Annotated in this window: 15 protein-coding genes; 13 read left to right on the top strand and 2 right to left on the bottom strand. The window is 73.3% G+C overall.

The features are described from left to right. The first annotated feature begins 41 nt into the window (after positions 1-41). Together recN and ACWDAS_RS02135 are read left to right on the top strand one after the other, a co-directional pair. On the top strand, positions 42-1,784 hold the full coding sequence (gene recN, locus ACWDAS_RS02140) for a DNA repair protein RecN (protein WP_450386564.1): 1,743 nt from the start codon (positions 42-44) through the stop codon (positions 1,782-1,784). A gap of 700 nt (positions 1,785-2,484) precedes the next feature. After that, complete coding sequence (locus ACWDAS_RS02135; protein WP_450386562.1) at positions 2,485-3,621, top strand: glycosyltransferase family 4 protein; 1,137 nt, start codon at positions 2,485-2,487, stop codon at positions 3,619-3,621. 20 nt (positions 3,622-3,641) lie between these two features. Here the strand turns inward: ACWDAS_RS02135 and ACWDAS_RS02130 are convergent, their stop codons facing one another. Further along, a complete protein-coding gene (locus ACWDAS_RS02130) occupies positions 3,642-5,411 on the bottom strand; it encodes a glycoside hydrolase family 15 protein (protein ID WP_450386612.1) in 1,770 nt (589 codons plus the stop codon). Between the two features lie 446 nt (positions 5,412-5,857). On the opposite strand from ACWDAS_RS02130, the gene ACWDAS_RS02125 reads away from it, so the two are divergent. The 11 genes from ACWDAS_RS02125 to ACWDAS_RS02075 all read left to right on the top strand — a co-directional run bounded on the left by ACWDAS_RS02125 (position 5,858) and on the right by ACWDAS_RS02075 (position 19,177). Continuing rightward, positions 5,858-7,504, top strand: a complete 1,647-nt coding sequence (locus ACWDAS_RS02125; RefSeq protein ID WP_450386610.1) for a CTP synthase — start codon at positions 5,858-5,860, stop codon at positions 7,502-7,504. 62 nt (positions 7,505-7,566) lie between these two features. Beyond that, a complete protein-coding gene (locus tag ACWDAS_RS02120) occupies positions 7,567-8,190 on the top strand; it encodes an NUDIX domain-containing protein (protein ID WP_450386560.1) in 624 nt (207 codons plus the stop codon). Positions 8,191-8,319: 129 nt separating this feature from the next. Then, complete coding sequence (locus ACWDAS_RS02115) at positions 8,320-10,662, top strand: NB-ARC domain-containing protein (protein WP_450386558.1); 2,343 nt, start codon at positions 8,320-8,322, stop codon at positions 10,660-10,662. A gap of 252 nt (positions 10,663-10,914) precedes the next feature. Then, positions 10,915-12,030 (top strand): alanine dehydrogenase, encoded by a 1,116-nt coding sequence (gene ald / locus ACWDAS_RS02110; protein WP_450386608.1) that lies wholly within the window; start codon positions 10,915-10,917, stop codon positions 12,028-12,030. Between the two features lie 383 nt (positions 12,031-12,413). Beyond that, on the top strand, positions 12,414-13,487 hold the full coding sequence (locus ACWDAS_RS02105) for a ParA family protein (protein ID WP_450386556.1): 1,074 nt from the start codon (positions 12,414-12,416) through the stop codon (positions 13,485-13,487). Then, positions 13,472-14,149 (top strand): hypothetical protein, encoded by a 678-nt coding sequence (locus tag ACWDAS_RS02100; protein ID WP_450386554.1) that lies wholly within the window; start codon positions 13,472-13,474, stop codon positions 14,147-14,149. Before ACWDAS_RS02105 ends, ACWDAS_RS02100 begins: the two co-directional genes overlap by 16 nt. A gap of 61 nt (positions 14,150-14,210) precedes the next feature. Next, a complete protein-coding gene (locus tag ACWDAS_RS02095) occupies positions 14,211-15,560 on the top strand; it encodes a segregation and condensation protein A (RefSeq protein WP_450386553.1) in 1,350 nt (449 codons plus the stop codon). After that, positions 15,557-16,189: an SMC-Scp complex subunit ScpB gene (gene scpB, locus ACWDAS_RS02090; RefSeq protein WP_450386551.1), complete on the top strand. Its 633-nt coding sequence runs from the start codon at positions 15,557-15,559 to the stop codon at positions 16,187-16,189. The genes ACWDAS_RS02095 and scpB overlap by 4 nt, the downstream gene beginning before the upstream one ends. Continuing rightward, entirely contained in the window at positions 16,189-17,250 is a 1,062-nt protein-coding gene (locus ACWDAS_RS02085; protein WP_450386550.1) for a pseudouridine synthase, read from the top strand. Before scpB ends, ACWDAS_RS02085 begins: the two co-directional genes overlap by 1 nt. A gap of 140 nt (positions 17,251-17,390) precedes the next feature. Then, entirely contained in the window at positions 17,391-18,167 is a 777-nt protein-coding gene (locus ACWDAS_RS02080) for a nucleotidyltransferase domain-containing protein (RefSeq protein WP_450386548.1), read from the top strand. A 20-nt stretch (positions 18,168-18,187) separates the two neighbouring features. Continuing rightward, the gene (locus tag ACWDAS_RS02075) at positions 18,188-19,177 is read left to right on the top strand and encodes an ADP-ribosylglycohydrolase family protein (RefSeq protein ID WP_450386607.1); all 990 of its coding nucleotides are present in this window, start codon (positions 18,188-18,190) and stop codon (positions 19,175-19,177) included. Here ACWDAS_RS02075 and ACWDAS_RS02070 read toward each other — a convergent pair. Next, entirely contained in the window at positions 19,136-19,846 is a 711-nt protein-coding gene (locus ACWDAS_RS02070; protein ID WP_450386546.1) for a nucleotidyltransferase domain-containing protein, read from the bottom strand. The genes ACWDAS_RS02075 and ACWDAS_RS02070 overlap by 42 nt on opposite strands. Positions 19,847-19,857 lie beyond the last annotated feature (11 nt).

Genomic DNA, 19,857 nt, shown 5'->3' with positions numbered 1-19,857 from the left:
TCAGGGGTGAGGCCCGTCGCGCGGCGGGCGGTAAACCTCGTATGGTCGTATCCGTGTTGGAGGAGATGCGGATCCGGTCGCTGGGAGTCATCGAGGACGCCGTGGTCGAGCTGTCGCCCGGCTTCACCGCGGTGACCGGCGAGACCGGCGCGGGCAAGACCATGGTCGTGACGAGCCTCGGGCTGCTGCTGGGCGGCCGTGCCGATCCCGGTTTGGTCCGGATCGGCACGAAATCGGCGTCCGTCGAGGGGCGGATCACGCTCAGTGCGGACGCGCCGGCCGCCCTGCGGGCCGAGGAGGCCGGCGCCGAGCTGGACGACGGCGCGCTGCTCATCGGCCGCTCGGTGTCGGCCGAGGGCCGCTCCAGGGCGTTCCTGGGCGGGCGCTCCGTTCCGGTCGGGCTGCTGGGCGAGCTGGCGGACGAGCTGGTCGCCGTCCACGGCCAGACCGACCAGCAGGGGCTGCTGCGGCCGGCGCGCCAGCGCGAGGCGCTGGACAGGTACGCGGGCGACGCGGTCGCCGTGCCGCTCGCCAAGTACGCGGGCGCCTACCGGCGGCTGCGCGAGGTCGCGGGCGAACTGGACGAGCTGACCACGCGGGCCCGCGAGCGGGCCCAGGAGGCGGATCTGCTGCGCTTCGGGCTGGAGGAGGTCGCCACCGCGGAGCCGCTGCCGGGCGAGGACGCCGAGCTGGCCGCCGAGGCGGAGCGCCTGGGTCACGCGGAGGCGCTCGCGTCGGCGGCGGCGCTCGCGCACGCCGCGCTCGCGGGGAACCCGGAGGACCCGGAGGGCGTCGACGCGGGCATGCTCGTCGCGGGCGCCCAGCGCGCGCTCGACGCCGTGCGCTCGCACGACCCGGCGCTGGCCGCCCTCGCGGACCGGATCGGCGAGATCGGCATCCTGCTGGGCGACGTGGCCGGGGAGCTGGCCGGGTACGCGGACAACCTGGACGCCGATCCGCGGCGCCTGGCGGTCGTGGAGGAGCGGCGGGCCGTCCTCGCCCATCTGGTCCGCAAGTACGGGGAGAACATCGACGCCGTCCTGGCGTGGGCGGAGCAGGGTGCGGCCCGGCTCGGCGAGCTGGAGGGCGACGACGAGCGGATCGAGGAGCTGACGGCGGAGCGCGACGCGCTGCGCGCCGAGCTCGGCGATCTCGCGCAGGCGCTCACCGACGCGCGCGCGGAGGCCGCGGAGCGCTTCGCCGGGGCCGTCACGGCGGAGCTCGCGCAGCTCGCCATGCCGCACGCCCGGGTCGGGGTCGCCCTCCGGCAGACGGAGGACGCCGAGGGCATCGAGGTCGGCGGCCGCCGGGTCGCCTTCGGCGCGACCGGTGCGGACGAGGTCGAGCTGCAGCTCGCGCCGCACCCCGGCGCCCCGGCGCGGCCGATCGCCAAGGGCGCGTCCGGCGGTGAGCTGTCCCGGGTGATGCTCGCGGTGGAGGTCGTGTTCGCCGGGTCGGACCCGGTGCCGACGTATCTCTTCGACGAGGTCGACGCGGGCGTCGGCGGCAAGGCGGCGGTCGAGGTCGGGCGGCGCCTCGCGCGGCTCGCACGGACCGCGCAGGTCGTGGTCGTCACGCACCTGCCGCAGGTCGCCGCGTTCGCGGACCGGCAGCTGCTGGTGGAGAAGACGAACGACGGGTCCGTGACGCGGAGCGGGGTGCGTGTGCTGGAGGGCGAGGAGCGGGTGCGCGAGCTGTCGCGGATGCTCGCGGGCCTGGAGGACTCCGAGCTGGGGCGGGCGCACGCGGAGGAGTTGCTGGCCGCGGCCCGCGAAGCGCGCTGACGCGCGCGCCGACCGCGGCGCGAGGCGTGCCACCGGGCCTGTGTGCCGGGGGCACGCCGCCCGCGGTCGTGGGCCCCGGGCGGGGCGGGCCGGCGCGCCGGCCACCGCGTGCGCGAACCGCGGGGCGGCCGCGGTCGTGGCCGGGGTTCCGCGCCGGTGTGATTCGTTGACGGGAGGGCGTCCGGTCTTCGCCGCAGGCGGTGCGGCTTTGCCGCGGCGGGTGGCCGGACACCGTCCCTGGCGTGGTGGGGTGGCCGTTTCGCCTGCCGGGGGTGGGAGGCAGGTGCCAGGGGACGCGGACGGTGCCGCGACCACGTCGGCCGCCATCTGCTGGGCGCCGTCCGGAGGCCCCCCCGAGAGGGGCCCGCGCGCCGCACTCGGAGCGTGTTCCGGGCGCCGCCGTCACCGCGGGCCCGACGGCTGCGGGGGAGGCGGTCGTCAACGGCCGGCCCGCCGGAGGCACCGCCGTCCCGGGGCGCGGCCGTGCGCCGGCGGATGCCACGCCCGCCGGCGGGTACCCCCGCTTGCGGGTGCGGGGTCCGCGTGATGGGGGAGTGGGGGCACTCGTAAGGGTGGTCCCGCGTACGTGTGGCCGGGTGGGGGTGGGGCATCGCTCCCTGGATGGCCTATCGGCCTGGCATCCTTGAGGCAGCAGAAGCACGACCCTCCGCCCGATGCCGAGTCAGGAGCCCTACTCCGCGTGAGCAGTTCACCGAGCCCTCTGCACGGCCAGCTGCACGCCGTCCACGTGCTGGGCGAGACGGCGCGGGCCCATGTGGCCTCTGTGTCGGGCGGGTTGGTGGCGCGCGGCGTGCAGGTGACGGTGTGCGGGCCGGGCGAGGCCGAGGAGCGGTACGGATTCGGGACGGCCGGGGCGCGGTTCGCCCCCGTCGAGATCACGCGGCGGGCGCAACCGAAGGCGGACGCCGCCGTGGTGACGGCGTTGCGGGCGGCCTGCGCCGGTGCGGACGTGGTGCACGCGCACGGGCTGCGGGCCGGGCTGCTGGCCACGATGGCCCTGAGCGGGCGCCGTACGCCGCTCGTGGTGACCTGGCACGGCGCGGTGCTCGCGGACGGGGCGCGGGGGCGGGTGCTGCGGCTGCTGGAGCGCCGGGTGGCGCGGGCGGCGGCGGTCGTGCTGGGCGCCTCGTCGGACCTGGTGGACCGCGCCCGTTCGGCGGGTGCACGCGACGCCCGGCTCGGGCCGATCGGGGTGCCGGCGCCGCCGCGCACCGCGCCGTCCCCGGAGGCGGCGGCGGAGGCGGAACGGCGGCGGCAGAAGACCCGGGACGAATTCGGCGCCGGGGAGCGGCCGTTGCTGCTCGCGGTGGGCCGGCTGGAGCCCCGCAAGGGGTATCACCTGCTGCTGGACGCCGCCCACGGCTGGGCCCGGCTCGATCCGGCGCCGCTGCTGGTCGTCGCGGGCGAGGGCTCGCTGCGCCCGGAGCTCCAGAAGCGGATCGACGCCGAGGACCTGCCGGTGCGGCTGATCGGCCGCCGCGAGGATGTTCCCGAACTCCTGGCCGCCGCCGACGCGGTGGTGCTGCCGTCGCGCTGGGAGGCGCGGTCGCTGATCGCCCAGGAGGCGCTGCACGCGGGGGCGCCGCTGGTGGCGACCGCCGTGGGCGGCACACCCGAACTCGTCGGGGAGGCGGCGGAGCTGGTGCCCTACGGCAATCCGAAGACGCTCGCGGACACCGTCGCGCGACTGCTGGGGGACCCGGCGCGGCGTTCGGAACTGGCCGCGGCCGGTCCCGCACAGGCGGCCACTTGGCCGACCGAGGATGACACGGTCGCCCAAGTGCTCAGCATCTACGACGAGTTGACGTCGCGCTGAAGGATCGCCGCCGACCGCGGTCAGCCGCCGTAGGCGCCGCTCGCGGTGAGCCGCAGTGCTGTGTCGATCAGCGGCACGTGGCTGAAGGCCTGCGGGAAGTTGCCGACCTGCCGCTGCAACCGTGGGTCCCACTCCTCCGCGAGCAGGCCCAGGTCGTTGCGGAGCGCGAGCAGCTTCTCGAACAGCCTGCGGGCCTCGTCGACCCGGCCGATCATGGCGAGGTCGTCGGCGAGCCAGAAGGAGCAGGCCAGGAAGGCGCCCTCGTCGCCGGGGAGGCCGTCCAGGTTCTCGCCGCCGGGCGGGGCGTCGGTCGGGTAGCGCAGCACGAAGCCGTCGTCGGTGGACAGCTCGCGCTGGATCGCCTCGATGGTCCCGATGACGCGCTTGTCGTCCGGCGGCAGGAAGCCGACCTGGGGGATGAGCAGCAGCGAGGCGTCCAGTTCGCGTGAGCCGTAGGACTGCGTGAAGGTGTTGCGCTCCTTGTCGTAACCCTTCTCGCACACGTCCCGGTGGATCTCGTCGCGCAGGTCGCGCCAGCGCTCCAGCGGGCCGTCGACCTCGCCGGACTCGATCAGCTTGACGGTGCGGTCGACGGCGACCCAGGCCATGACCTTGGAGTGGACGAAGTGCCGGCGGGGGCCGCGGACCTCCCAGATGCCCTCGTCCGGCTCGTCCCAGTGGTCCTCCAGGTACTGGATGAGCCGGATCTGGAGAAGCGAGGCGTAGTCGTTGCGGGCCAGGCCGGTCATGTGGGCCAGGTGCAGGGCCTCGGTGACCTCGCCGTAGACGTCGAGCTGCAGCTGGTGCGCCGCGCCGTTGCCGACCCGGACCGGGATCGAGCCCTCGTAGCCGGGCAGCCAGTCCAGCTCGGTCTCGCCGAGCTCGCGCTCGCCCGCGATGCCGTACATGATCTGCAGGTTCTCGGGGTCGCCGGCCACCGCGCGCAGCAGCCACTCGCGCCAGGCGCGGGCCTCGTCGCGGTAGCCGGTGCGCAGCAGGGAGGACAGGGTGATCGCCGCGTCGCGCAGCCAGGTGAAGCGGTAGTCCCAGTTGCGTACGCCGCCGATGTCCTCGGGCAGCGAGGTCGTGGGGGCGGCCACGATGCCGCCGGTCGGGCCGTACGTGAGGGCCTTGAGGGTGATCAGCGAGCGGACCACGGCGTCCCGGTACGGGCCGTGGTAGGTGCACTGGGCGACCCACTCGCGCCAGAAGTCCTCGGTGGCCTCCAGCGAGGCCTCGGGCTCGGCGAGCGGGGGCGCCTCCTTGTGCGAGGGCTGCCAGCTGATCGTGAAGGCGATCCGGTCGCCGGGCGACACGGTGAAGTCGGCGTAGGTGGTGAGGTCCTTGCCGTACGTCTCGACATCGGTGTCGTGCCAGACCGAGTCCGGGCCCGCGACCGCGACCGTGCGCTCGCCGACCTTGTGCACCCACGGCACGACCCAGCCGTAGCTGAAGCGCATCCGCAGCGCGGACCGCATCGGCACCCGCCCGCTGACGCCCTCGACGATCCGGATGAGCTGCGGGGCGCCGTCACGCGGCGGCATGAAATCGATCACACGCACCGTGCCGCGCGGGGTGTCCCACTCCGACTCCAGCACCAGGGAGTCGCCCCGGTAGCGGCGCCGGGTGGCGCCGGGCGGCCGGGTGCCGTTGGCGAAGGCGGGGCCGAGCCGCCAGTATCCGTGCTCCTCGGTGCCGAGCAGGCCCGCGAAGATCGCGGGGGAGTCGAAGCGGGGCAGGCACAGCCAGTCGACCGTGCCGTCCCGGCACACCAAGGCGGCGGTCTGCATATCGCCGATGAGTGCGTAGTCCTCGATACGCCCGGCCACGTAGGTCTCCCAGTCGAACGACGGCGGCGCCCCTTGGGACTGGGGCGGTGATTGCGGTCTGTGGATCTGTCGACGAGCTCTTTCCCGGGAGCGGGCGGGGTAGTGCCGTGCCGGTTCACTCGCATCGAATCGATGTGTCCGAGCAGGATACGACGTCAACGCGGGCTGTGCGGAAGCGGCGACCACCCCCGCTGGGCCGGTCGGGTGCATTTTGTCGTACCAATCTCCCGGTGACCGCGTTTTTCGTCAGAGAGCCGCCCGAGGCGTCTGGTGCGGGTCACTGATACCCTGGTAGCCCGTGGGCCGGTGGGCTGAACCACTGAACCGCCGCGACGACACCACCCCTCATCACCACCATGGTGCCGTCCCGACCACCACCTCGCGACCACGGGAGCCCCCTCTTGGCACTGCCGCCCAAATCCACGACGACCAAGCACCTCTTCGTCACCGGGGGTGTCGCCTCCTCGCTCGGCAAGGGACTGACGGCCTCCAGCCTCGGCGCGCTGCTCAAGGCCCGGGGTCTGCGCGTCACCATGCAGAAGCTCGACCCGTACCTCAACGTGGACCCGGGCACGATGAACCCGTTCCAGCACGGTGAGGTGTTCGTCACCGACGACGGCGCCGAGACCGACCTGGACATCGGCCACTACGAGCGCTTCCTTGACGTGAACCTCGCCGGCTCGGCCAACGTCACCACCGGCCAGGTCTACTCCTCGGTGATCGCCAAGGAGCGGCGCGGCGAGTACCTCGGCGACACGGTGCAGGTCATCCCGCACATCACCAACGAGATCAAGTCCCGCATCCGGCGCATGGCGACCGAGGACGTGGACGTGGTGATCACCGAGGTCGGCGGCACCGTCGGCGACATCGAGTCGCTGCCGTTCCTGGAGTCGGTGCGCCAGGTCCGGCACGAGGTCGGCCGGGACAACGTCTTTGTGATGCACATCTCGCTGCTGCCGTACATCGGCCCCTCCGGCGAGCTGAAGACCAAGCCGACCCAGCACTCCGTGGCCGCGCTCCGCAACATCGGCATCCAGCCCGACGCGATCGTGCTGCGCGCCGACCGCGACGTGCCGACCTCCATCAAGCGCAAGATCTCGCTGATGTGCGACGTCGACGAGGAGGCCGTGGTCGCCGCGATCGACGCCCCGTCGATCTACGACATCCCCAAGGTGCTGCACACCGAGGGCCTGGACGCGTACGTCGTCCGCAAGCTGAACCTGCCGTTCCGCGACGTGGACTGGGCCCAGTGGGACGACCTGCTCAAGCGGGTCCACCAGCCCCAGCACGAGGTGAAGGTCGCCCTCGTCGGCAAGTACATCGACCTGCCGGACGCCTACCTGTCGGTGACCGAGGCGCTGCGCGCCGGCGGCTTCGCCAACAACGCCAAGGTCAACATCAAGTGGGTGACCTCCGACGACTGCAAGACTCCGGCCGGTGCCGCCCGGCAGCTCGCCGACGTGGACGCGATCTGCGTGCCCGGCGGCTTCGGCGACCGTGGCGTGGAGGGCAAGGTCTCGGCGATCACCTACGCCCGCGAGAACCGCATCCCGCTCCTGGGCCTGTGCCTGGGCCTGCAGTGCGTGGTCATCGAGGCGGCCCGCAGCCTGGCCGGCATCCCGGACGCCAACTCCACCGAGTTCGACCCGGCGACCGCCCACCCGGTGATCTCCACCATGGCCGAGCAGCTCGACATCGTCGCCGGCCAGGGCGACCTCGGCGGCACCATGCGGCTGGGCCTGTACCCGGCCAAGCTCGCCGAGGGCTCCATCGTCCGCGAGGTCTACGGCGGCGAGCCCTACGTCGAGGAGCGCCACCGCCACCGCTACGAGGTGAACAACGCCTACCGCGGCGAGCTGGAGAAGAAGGCCGGTCTGCTCTTCTCCGGCACCTCCCCGGACAACACGCTGGTCGAGTACGTCGAGTACCCCCGCGACGTGCACCCGTACCTCGTGGCCACTCAGGCGCACCCGGAGCTCAAGTCCCGCCCGACCCGTCCGCACCCCCTGTTCGCGGGTCTGGTCGCGGCCGCCGTCAAGCGCCGCCAGGGTTGATCGATACGGTTGCGGGGGTGGGCCGGCCGACGGCCCGCCCGGCACCGCGTACGGAGGGCAGCATGCTGAAGGACACTCCCGAGGAGTGGCGGGTCACCGCCACCGCCACCCCCTTCACCGGGAAGAAGACCAGCGTCCGCACCGATGACGTCGTCATGCCCGACGGCAGCGTCGCCCGGCGCGACTACCAGGTCCACCCGGGCTCGGTGGCCGTGCTCGCCCTCGACGACCGGGACCGGGTGCTGGTCCTCAAGCAGTACCGCCACCCCGTACGGATGAAGCTCTGGGAGATCCCCGCCGGGCTGCTCGACGTCCCCGGCGAGAACCCGCTGCACGCCGCCCAGCGCGAGCTGTACGAGGAGGCCCACGTCAAGGCCGAGGAGTGGCGGGTGCTCACGGACGTGTACACCACGCCCGGCGGCTGCGACGAGGCCGTGCGGATCTTCCTCGCCCGCGGCCTGTCCGACGTGGAGGGCGAGCGTTTCGAGGTGTCGGAGGAAGAGGCCGACATGGAGTTCGCCCGGGTCCCGGTGGACGAGCTGGTCCGGGGCGTCCTCGCGGGGGAACTGCACAACAACTGCCTCGTGGTCGGCGTGCTCGCGCTGCACGCCGCGCGGAGCGGGGACGGGCTGGAGGCGCTGCGGCCGGCCGAGGCGGAGTGGCCGGCGCGGCCGTACTCCGCATGACCCGTTCGGTCTGACCATCGGATCGTCCGAGAGGGTGATCATTGGCCGGATCCGCCGCGTCGCGCACGGGGGTTGGACCTGCACCGTGAACTAGGCTCATCCCGTTCGTAGGAGAACGGGAGTGGGCCCGTGGCGGATCACGTGCTGGACGCCGACGCATCGGCGGCGGCCTCTGACGACGGCCTGTGGGGGCCGGCGTCACAGGCCCCGGCACACGGCACGCTGCCCCCCGGCCTGCCGGCCTTCGTCGGCCGCCGCCGCGAGCTGGAGGAACTGCGCGCCGACATCGACCGGCCGTCTCTGGCCACCCTGCGCGGCCGGTCGCCCGACGGCAGCCGCGTGCTCCTGGTGGCCGGCCGGCCCGGCTCGGGGCGTACGGCACTGGCCGTACGGCTCGCCCACGAGGTCGCAGACCGCTACCCCGGCGGCCAGTTCTACGTACGGCTCAGCGAGAACGACGGCGAGCCGGTGCCGCCCGAACAGTCCGCCCGCGCGCTGCTGCGCGCGCTGGACGTGGAGGCCGAGCCGGGCGCGGAGCGCGAGGAGCTGTTCGCCGCGCTGCGCACGGCCCTGAACGGGCGCAAGGCCGTGCTCGTCCTGGACGACGTGGTGGACTCCCGGCAGTTGCTGGACCTGCTGCCCAAGGGTTCCGGCAATCTGCTGGTCGCCACGTCCGAGGGGCCGCTGTCCGGCGTCCCCGACGTGCGCCCGTGCACCCTCGGCGGGCTCGACCCGGCCGCCTGCGTCGATCTGCTGGCCGAGGCCGTGGGCCGGGTCCGGATCACCAACGACCCCCGCGCGGCGGAGGGCCTCGCGCAGGAGTGCGGCGGCCATCCCGCGGCACTGCGGCTCGTCGCCGCCTGGCTCGCCACCCAGCCCCGCATCTCCGTCGCCGAGGCCACCCGCAGGCTGCGCGCCGACGCCGCCGAGCCCGCGGCCGCGGGACCCGCGACCCCGGGGGCCTCCGGGGCCTTCGAGGGCACGGCCAGCCGAGGCGCCGGCACGCTGCGCGCCGACGTCGGGCACCGTACGGGCGGCCACCCGCTGCCGGAGGCGCTGCGCGGCGTGGCCGTGGACGGTCAGGCCCGCGTGCTGCGCCGGGCGGGCGCGCCCGCGGAGCCGTCCGCCAAGGGCGGCGGGAATGCCCACGGCTCCGGGGACTCCCGGGACGGGGAGGGCAAGGGCGGCGCCGCGGCGCGGCCCGCCCCGCGTGCCACCGCCGCTCCGGAGCTGCTGCGCGCCTTCCGGTTCGTCTACGGCGCGCTGTCCCCGGCGGTGGCCCGCATGCTGCGCCTGCTCGCGCTCGCCCCCTCGGGCCTGACCGACGCGCAGACCGCCTCCGCGCTGGGCGGCTGCTCGGTCGAGACGGCTCAGGCCACGCTGGAGGACCTGACCGGCTGCGGGCTGCTGCACGCCGAGCCGGTGACCGGCGGACTGCCGGCGCTGTACCGGGTGCCCGGCTGGCTGACCCCGCCGCTGCGGGCGCTGCTGGACAGTACGGAGAAGCCGTCCGAGGTGCAGCTCGCCCGCGCACGGATGCTGGAGCGCACGGTTCGGCTGCTGCACGCGTGCCGGCTGTGCCTGGAGGGCGAGGAGGAGCCGGACGGCCTGCCGAAGTCGCTGCGCTTCCCCAGCCGTCCGGTCGCCGCCGGCTGGCTGCGCGTACGGCTGCCCGTGCTGCTGGCCGCGGCGCGGCTGGCGGTCGCGGACGGGGAGCTGGACACCCTGGCCCGCCGCCTCATGGCCGCGCTCGTCCGGGCCCTGGCCGCGGACCCCGACGGAGGGGAGACCGCGCCGGAGCGCTACCGGCTCCACCACCTGGTGCTGGACGTGGCCGAGCGGCGCGGGCTGCACCGGGAGAAGGCGGCGGCCCTGCTGAACATCGGTGACCTGGACGTCGAGGCGGCCCGGCCGCTGGACGCCCTCGACCGCTACCGGGCCGCGCTGGTGGCCTCCCGGGAGGCCTTCGACGGGGATGCCGAGGGCCGCGCGCTGGAGGCCATCGCCGGGACCTATCTGGAGCTGGACGACCCGCAGCGCGCCTCCGACTGGTACGGCAGGGCGCTGGCCCTGCGCCAGGCCCGTGGGGAGCTGGTCCACCAGGCCCGGCTGCACGCCAGGCTCGGCGCCCTGTTCACCTACGCGGCGCACTACGGGAACGCGCTGCGCGAGTGGCGTGCCGCGGCCGCCGCCCACCGCCGGCTGAAGGACCTGCCCGCGCAGGCCCGCGCCCTGAGCGAGGTGGCCCGGGTCCAGGAGTACGCGGGTCATCCCGAGGACGCGCTGCGGACCTGCCGCGACGCCCTGTACTGGGCCCGGCAGGCGGGGGAGCGGCGGCTGGAGGGCGCGGTGCTGCTGCGCATGGCCGACACGCTGGACCGCCTCGGGGACACGGCGGGCGCCCGGCTGCAGCGTGCCGCGGCACGGCGGCTGCTGCCCGCCGAGGAGATTCCGCAGGCCGACGAGGACTGAGCGCCCGGCATTCCAGGGCCCCAAGGACCGTGCGGGGGCCGTCACATCACGCCATCCACCACGTGCACCTACGAAACTGCCAATGTCTTCGCTGAAAGTAGTCACTTTGTAAGGCTGGACAGCGACTCTTCCTTCACTACACTTGGTCACACCGCGGAACATCGCGGTCAGGTCCGACGTACCCCGCAATGGGGTGACATGTCCGGAGACCTGCAAAAACCCTCCACTCCCGTGAACAGGACCGTGATCGACGTGAAGGTCGGCATCCCCCGCGAAGTCAAGAACAACGAGTTCCGCGTGGCCATCACCCCCGCCGGCGTGCACGAGCTCGTCCGAGGCGGCCACGAGGTGTTCGTGGAGCAGGACGCCGGCATCGGCTCGTCCATCCCGAACGAGGAGTACGTCTCCGCCGGCGCGACCATCCTCCCCACCGCCGACGAGGTGTGGGCCGTCGCCGACCTGGTGCTGAAGGTCAAGGAGCCGATCGCGGAGGAGTACCACCGCCTGCGCAAGGACCAGACCCTCTTCACCTACCTGCACCTGGCCGCGTCCCGTGAGTGCACCGACGCGCTGCTGGAGTCCGGCACCACCGCCATCGCGTACGAGACCGTCGAGCTCGCCAACCGCCAGCTGCCGCTGCTCGCCCCGATGTCCGAGGTGGCCGGCCGGCTCGCCCCGCAGGTCGGCGCGTACCACCTGATGCGCTCGGCCGGCGGCCGCGGCGTGCTCCCCGGTGGCGTCCCGGGCGTGGCCCCGGCCAAGGCCGTCGTCATCGGCGGCGGCGTCTCCGGCTGGAACGCCGCGCAGATCGCCATCGGCATGGGCTTCCATGTCACCCTGCTCGACCGCGACATCAACAAGCTGCGCGAGGCCGACAAGATCTTCGGCACCAAGGTGCAGACCATCGTCTCCAACACCTTCGAGCTGGAGAAGGCCGTACTCGACGCCGACCTCGTCATCGGCGCGGTCCTCATCCCGGGCGCCAAGGCCCCCAAGCTCGTCACCAACGAGCTGGTCTCCCGCATGAAGCCTGGCTCGGTGCTCGTCGACATCGCCATCGACCAGGGCGGCTGCTTCGAGGACTCCCGTCCCACCACGCACGCCGAGCCGACCTTCACGGTGCACAACTCGGTCTTCTACTGCGTCGCCAACATGCCGGGCGCGGTGCCGAACACCTCCACCTACGCGCTGACCAACGCGACGCTGCCGTACATCGTCGAGCTGGCCAATCGCGGCTGGCGCGAGGCGCTGCGCCGCGACGCCGCGCTCGCCAAGGGCCTCAACACCCACGAGGGCCAGGTCGTCTACGGTCCGGTCGCCGAGGCGCACGGCCTGGACGCGGTGGATCCGGCCACCGTTCTCGGCTGACGGCTGACGGCTGACGGCTGACGGCCGACTGGTCGATTGATCGATTTTCGCGTTGGCGTCAACATGTCGCCAATCCGGTACGCGCGGCCGGGCCTTGAGTCTCAAGGCCCGGCCGTTCGCGTGGAACCGTACTGTTTTGCCGATTCGTACCCCGGCGAAACATCCGCGGCGTCGTCGTTACACCCTTGACAGCGAGACGTTCGGTTGCCGACACATCGTGCCGTGTCCGGTGGATTGTGTTGCTGTGAACCACCGACACGCCATAGAGTCGCCAACCGTCGGCATGCTGCAACGCTGACCTATTGAGAAGTTTCCTGGTCACCAAGGAGGTAAGACGACTTGTGAATGAGTCGACATTTGCTCCCGGGGGTGGTCAGCCAGGAATGACCGTGCAGACCGAGGGCTCCGCGCGGCTCGAACCGGTGGCCTCCGTGGCCGTCCGGACGTTCGAGGCGCGCCGGACCGGGACAGACAACGAGACGCGCAACGCGAACCCCATGGCGCACTACGAAGAAGAGCTGCAGGACGGTCAGTTCTACGACCCCGACGCGGAGTACGAGCCCGATCCCGAGTACGCGGCCACGCTCGCGCCCGACGCGGCGCGCCAGCGCCGCGAGCGCGTCGGCCCCACCGGCCGCCCGCTGCCGTACTTCCCGATCCCGGGCCCGCTGACGGACCACGGCCCGGCGAAGATCATCGCCATGTGCAACCAGAAGGGCGGCGTCGGCAAGACGACGTCGACCATCAACCTCGGTGCCGCGCTCGCCGAATACGGCCGCCGTGTGCTGCTGGTCGACTTCGACCCGCAGGGCGCGCTCTCCGTCGGCCTCGGCGTCAACCCGATGGAACTGGACGTCACCGTCTACAACTTGCTGATGGAGCGCGGGCTCTCGGCCGACGAGGTGCTGCTGAAGACCGCGGTGCCCGGCATGGACCTGCTGCCCAGCAACATCGATCTGTCGGCCGCGGAAGTCCAGTTGGTCAGCGAAGTGGCGCGGGAGTCCTCGCTGCAGCGCGCGTTGAAGCCGCTGCTGCCCGACTACGACTACGTCATCATCGACTGCCAGCCGTCGCTCGGCCTGCTGACCGTCAACGCGCTGACCGCGGCCCACCAGGTGATCGTGCCGCTGGAGTGCGAGTTCTTCGCGCTGCGCGGTGTCGCGCTGCTCACCGAGACCATCGAGAAGGTCAGGGAGCGGCTCAACCCCGAGCTGGAGCTGGACGGCATCCTCGCCACGATGTACGACTCGCGCACGGTGCACAGCCGCGAGGTGCTGGCGCGTGTCGTCGAGGCCTTCGACGACCACGTCTTCCACACCGTCATCGGGCGGACCGTCCGCTTCCCGGAGACCACGGTCGCCGGTGAGCCGATCACCACCTACGCCTCCAACTCGGTCGGAGCCGCCGCCTATCGCCAGCTCGCCAGGGAGGTGCTCGCCCGGTGTCACGCCGAGTGAGTCTCCCGGGGGCCGACGAACTGTTCCGGACCACAGGGGGTCGGGGGCTGCAGTCCTCGACGCCGCGGCAGCACGCCAACGGCGAGACTCCCGGCACGGACACAGGCGCGGGTGCGGGCACCGGCCCGGGCTCCGCCGCCGCCGCCGAACGCCCGCTGCGGCCGGTGCCGGCCCCCGCGGAGGAGCCGGCGCCGGAAGAGGCACCGGTACGGGAATCCGCGGCGCCCGCCGAGGCGGACGAGCACGGGGGCCGGGACACCGACACCGACCCCGGCGCCACGACCGCCCCGGCGGCCCGTTCGGTCCCCGAGCAGGCGGGCCCGTCCAACTCGCCGGTGCGGCGCGGCCTGCAGCCGCCCGCAGCGGGCTCCACGGGCCCCCAGGCGGCCCCGCAGCCGCCGCAGCCCCCACAGCCGCGCCGCAAGTCCGGACGGGCCCCCAGGCGGCCCAGCGGACGCGAGCGCCACGACGAGAAGATCACCGTCTACGTCTCCGCCGAGGAGCTGATGGACCTCGAGCACGCCCGCCTCGTCCTGCGCGGGGAGCACGGGCTCGCCGTGGACCGCGGGCGGATCGTCCGCGAGGCGGTCGCGGTGGTCCTGGCCGACCTCGAGTCCCGCGGCGACGCGAGCATCCTCGTACGCCGCCTGCGGGGCCGCTGACGCGCTCCGCGCGATACGGTGCCGTCCTCCGTACGGCCCCGTCAGCACCACCTGGACCCCGATGCCCCCCGACGACAGCTCCAGCCCGCAGCGCTCCCGCCGCCTCCTCGGCCGCGGTCCCGGCGCGACCCCTCCACCGTCCCCGGCCGCGGCCGACGAGGGCGCCGGGGACGCGGGCAGTGAGTTCGGCCACACCCCTTCCGCGCCCGAGGCGACGGCGGACACCCCGCCGGTGCAGCCCCCACCCGCCGACGCGGAGCCCGACCCGGAGTCGCGGGGCGAAACTCCCTCCACCGGGGAAGCGGCGTCCGGGGTGTCCGTCCCGGCCGCGGCGGACCTCTTCGCCGCACCAGGTGCCGTGGAGGCGGCAGGCCGGGCCCTGGGGCGGTTGCTCGCGCCCGGGACGGGGACGCCCCCGGCGGGGGCGGAGCCCGCCGGTGCCGTGCCGCCCGCTCCCGCGACGCCGGCGGACACGGCGTCCGTGGTGGCTGCCGGCGTCCTGGTCGCGCCCGCGCCGAAGACCCCGGAGGCCGAACCGCCGTCTGCGGGGGAGGCGGCGGACGCGGGGGAGACGGAGGAGACGGAGAACGCCGCCGCGGGCGACGGCAGGTTCACCGTGCGGCTGGCGAACTTCGAGGGGCCGTTCGACCTGCTGCTGCAGCTGATCTCCAAGCACAAACTGGACGTGACCGAGGTCGCGCTCTCCAAGGTCACCGACGAGTTCATGGCCCACATCCGCGCCATGGGCCCGGACTGGGACCTGGACCAGGCGACCGAGTTCCTGGTCGTCGCGGCGACGCTGCTGGACCTGAAGGCCGCGCGGCTGCTGCCCGCCGCCGAGGTGGAGGACGAGGAGGACCTGGCCCTGCTGGAGGCCCGGGACCTGCTCTTCGCGCGGCTGCTGCAGTACCGCGCGTACAAGCAGATCGCGGCGATCTTCGCCGAGCGCCTGGAGGCGGAGGCGCTGCACCACCCGCGCACCGTGGGGCTGGAGCCGCAGCACGCGGAGCTGCTGCCAGAGGTGGTGCTGAGCATCGGGCCGGAGCGGTTCGCGCAGCTCGCCGTCAAGGCGATGCAGCCGAAGCCGAAGCCGCAGGTGTACGTGGACCACATCCACGCGCCGCTGGTGAGCGTCCGCGAGCAGGCCGAGCACGTGATCGCCATGCTGCGCGAGCGCGGTGAGGCGAGCTTCCGCGAGCTCACCTTCGACGCCCCTGACACGCTGACGGTCGTGGCGCGTTTCCTGGCGCTCCTGGAGCTGTACCGGGAGAAGGCGGTCGCGCTCGACCAGGAGGAGGCCCTGGGTATGCTCCAGGTCCGCTGGACGGGCGGCCAGGAGGCACCGGACCAGCCGCTCGTCACCGATGAATTCGACCAGGAGCCGGCCGCCGGGAAGGACGGGAAGGAATGACCGAGGAAACGACGGAGGCCGCGCCCGCGGGGCTGCTGTCCGTGGCGGAGCTGGAGCTCCGGCCCGCCCTGGAGGCGGTCCTGATGGTCGTGGATGAGCCCGTCACCGAGGAGACCCTCGCGAAGGTGCTGGACCGCCCGCGGCGGGAGATCGCCGTCGCCCTCCACGACCTCGCGGAGGAGTACGCCGCGCAGGGACGCGGCTTCGACCTGCGGCTGATCGCCGGCGGCTGGCGCTTCTACACGCGGCCCGCCTACGCGCCCGCCGTGGAGAAGTTCGTCCTGGACGGCCAGCAGGCCCGGCTGACGCAGGCCGCGCTGGAGACGCTCGCGGTCGTCGCGTACCGGCAGCCGGTCAGCCGCTCGCGGGTCTCCGCGGTGCGCGGTGTCAACTGCGACGGCGTCATGCGCACCCTTCTGCAGCGGGGTCTGGTGGAGGAGAGTGGGACGGAAGCCGAGACAGGTGCGATCCTGTACAGGACGACGAACTACTTCCTGGAGCGGATGGGCCTACGCGGCCTGGACGAGCTGCCCGAGCTCGCCCCGTTCCTCCCGGAGGCGGACGCCGTCGAGGCGGACTCCCTGGAGGGCGTCCCCTCATTCGACCCGGACTCGACGACGGATACTTGATGCGAAGCAGTAGCGGCAGCGGCAGGAACAGTGGCGGCAACCGGAATTCCCGGGGGGCCGATGGGGGCAGCTCCCGGTCGAGGACCGGGGGGCAGCGCGACGACCAGCAGAAGCGTGCGCGCCGGCCGCGTCCCGAGGAGCGCCGCTACGACGTCGGCGGCGCCCCGGGCGGGGCAGGGAAGGGCAGGACCGGCGGCAACCCGGGCGGTGCCTCCGGCAAGCCCCGCAAGTCCGCCCCGGCGCGCCCCCGCGAGCTGGACGCCCAGATCGAGGAGCGCAACCGCGAGCGGCACAGCAAGCCCAAGCTGAACCTCCCCAAGACCTTCCCCGGCGCCGAGCAGGAGGGCGAGCGGCTGCAGAAGGTCCTGGCCCGGGCGGGCATGGGCTCGCGCCGCGCGTGCGAGGAGCTGATCGAGCAGCGCCGGGTCGAGGTCAACGGCAAGATCGTCACCGAGCAGGGCCTGCGCGTGAACCCGGACAAGGACGAGGTCCGCGTCGACGGGCTGACCGTGGCCACGCAGTCGTACCTGTTCTTCGCCCTGAACAAGCCGGCCGGCGTCGTCTCCACGATGGAGGACCCCGAGGGCCGCCAGTGCCTCGGCGACTACGTCACCAACCGCGAGACCCGGCTCTTCCACGTCGGGCGGCTGGACACCGAGACCGAGGGCATCATCCTGCTCACCAACCACGGCGAGCTGGCCCACCGCCTGACCCACCCCCGCTACGGCGTCCAGAAGACCTACCTCGCCGCGATCAGCGGCGTGCTGCCGCGCGACATCGGCAAGCAGCTGAAGAACGGCATCGAGCTGGAGGACGGCTGGGCCCGCGCCGACAGCTTCCGCGTCGTGCAGCAGACCGGCAAGAACTACCTCGTCGAGGTCAGCCTGCACGAGGGCCGGAAGCACATCGTGCGCCGCATGCTGGCCGAGGCGGGCTTCCCGGTCGACAAGCTGGTCCGCACCAGCTTCGGCCCGATCGCGCTCGGCGACCAGAAGTCGGGCTGGCTGCGGCGGCTCACCAACACCGAGGTGGGCATGCTGATGCGCGAGGTGGACCTCTGAGCCCGACCGGTCCCGACCGGCCCTGACCGGTTCCGGCAGGGCGCCGGTCGGCCGCCGATTGGTCCCGGATCGCCCTTCTGACCGACTTCTCATCGCATAAAGGCTTTCCCGGAAGCCGTGGTTCCGGGAAGGATGGCGCCATGACCATCCACGCCGACCGTCTGCGCGAGGCCGGGCTGCCCGAACTCTCCCCGGTCCTCGCCCAGCAGGGACACCCGCTGCTGTTCGCCACCGTCTCCGGTGCGCACCTGTACGGCTTTCCGTCCCGTGACTCGGACGTGGACCTGCGCGGTGTCCACCTCCTCCCGCTGCCCGACCTCATCGGGCTGCGGGAGGGCGAGGAGACCCAGACCCGCATGTGGGAGCAGGACGGGCTCGAACTGGACCTGGTCACCCACGACCTGCTGAAGTTCGCCCGGCTCATGCTTCGGCGCAACGGCTATGTGCTGGAGCAGCTGCTGTCGCCGCTCGTGGTGCACACCAGCGGCGTGCACGCCCAGTTGGTCGACCTGGCCCCCGGCGTGGTCACCAGCCACCACGCCCACCACTACCGGGGCTTCGCCCGTACCCAGTGGGAGCTGTACGAGAAGACCGGCGAGCTCAAGCCGCTGCTCTACACCTTCCGGGTGCTGCTGACCGGGATCCACCTCATGCGCAGCGGCACCGTCGAGGCGCACCTGCCGACGCTGCTGGAGCACGTCGCCGCCCCCGCGTACGTCCGCGACCTGATCCACGACAAGGCCGTCGCCGAGCACGGCCTCGCCATGGACCTCGACCCGCGCCGCGTCCAGGCCGACGTCGAAGCCCTCCAGGCCGCGTTGGACGAGGCCCAGCGGGATTCCCGCCTGCCCGCCGAGCCGACGGCCTACGACGCTCTCCACGACCTCGTCGTCCGCACCCGGGTGGCCGCCGCGTGACCCTGGCCGCCTCCGGGGCGATGGCCGGGCTGGCGATCGGCGACGCGCTCGGTTTCCCCACGGAGTTCAACGACGTCCCGTCGATCCTCGCCAAGTGCGGCCCGTGGCGGGAGATGGAGCTGCCCCGCCCGGCCTTCGTCACCGACGACACGCAGATGACGCTCGCCCTCGCGCGGGGGCTGCGCACCGCGATGGAGCGCGGCCCGCTGACGCCGTCCCGGCTCGCCCGGCCGGTGCGCGAGGAGTACGTGGACTGGTACCACTCGCCCGACAACAACCGAGCCCCCGGCCGCACCTGCCTGATCGCCTGCGAGAAGCTGAACCACGACGGCACGTGCTGGCAGGAGGCCAGCCAGACCGGCTCCAAGGGCTGCGGCGCGAACATGCGGGTGGCCCCGGTGGGTCTCGCCCCCGGGCTGCGGCCCGACGAACGGGCGGGTGCGGCGCAGTTGCAGTCCGCGCTCACCCACGGCCACCCCACCGCGCTGGCGGCGAGCGACCTGACGGCGCACACGGTCCACCTGCTGGCGCAGGGCGCGGCCCCCGGCGAGCTGACCGGTCTGCTGCGCGCCTACGCGGCGGACCAGCGCGACACGTACCACGAGTGGTGGCTCGGCGACCTGTGGCGGCTCGCCCACGACCATGGCCCGGTGGACTTCATCCGCCGCGGCTGGGACGAGTGCCTCGCCGTGCTCGACCGCCTGGACGCCGCGCTGGCGGCGCCGGACCACGAGGCCGACCCGTGCCTCGCCACGGGAGCCGGCTGGATCGCCGAGGAGGCCCTGGCGACCGGCCTGCTGTGCTTCCTGCTCTTCCCCGACGAGCCGGTCACGGCCGTGCGGCGGGCGGCGTGCTCCTCCGGGGACTCCGACTCCATCGCCTGCCTGGCGGGCGCCTTCGCGGGCGCGCACCACGGTCTGGCGGCCTGGCCGGACGAGTGGGTGCAGCGCATCGAGTACCGCGAGGAACTACTGGCCCTCGGCGCGCTCTGGGACGGCGCCGGCGGCTGACGCGCGCCGGACGCGGATCAGGAAGTCCTCGACCCGGGCGCGGTCCGGCTCGGCCGGGAGCGGACTGCGCAGGGCGGCGGCGTCGGCCTCGTCGTACAGGCGGAGCATCCAGGACTCCGTCTCGGCCCAGGGGAGTTCGCCGCGCTTGACGGCCAGGAGCCGCTCGCGGTGCTCCCCGACGTCGACGCGCAGTTCCCCGGTGCGCAGCAGGTCGCGGGCGCTGATCAGCAGCCGGAGCAGGTGCATGGCGTGCTTCCAGCGGGGCGCGCCGTGCGTGCGGACGTCGGCCTCCAGCTTCCGCAGCTGGCCGGTGGCGTAGCGGCCGAAGGTCTCGTGGACCTGCCGGGAGAGAAAGGCGCCGCGTAGGGCGAGCAGTTCCCTCCCCGTGTCGTCGGCGTGCTCGACCAGGGGGGAGTGGAGGCACTCCAGGATGTTGGGGTTGGCGCGCAGGGCGAGCTCGCAGAAGCGCTCCACCTCCCAGGAGAACTGCTCCTCGGCCGGGCCCTCGACGTGCCCGGGCGGCTTGGTGAAGCGCCAGAACAGCGGCGTCGGCGCGACGTACACCCCGCGCCGGTCGGTGTCGCTGCCGTCCGTGGCCAGTCCGAAGGCGCGCGAGCCCATCACGCAGGCGTAGACGGTGTGGTGGTGTACGAGGTCGTGGTCGCGCATGAACGCGGATC

The organism is Streptomyces sp. NPDC001070, from assembly GCF_053598835.1.
Note: the sequence above shows the minus strand (reverse complement) of the source record. Positions and strands in the feature narration are given on the sequence as shown.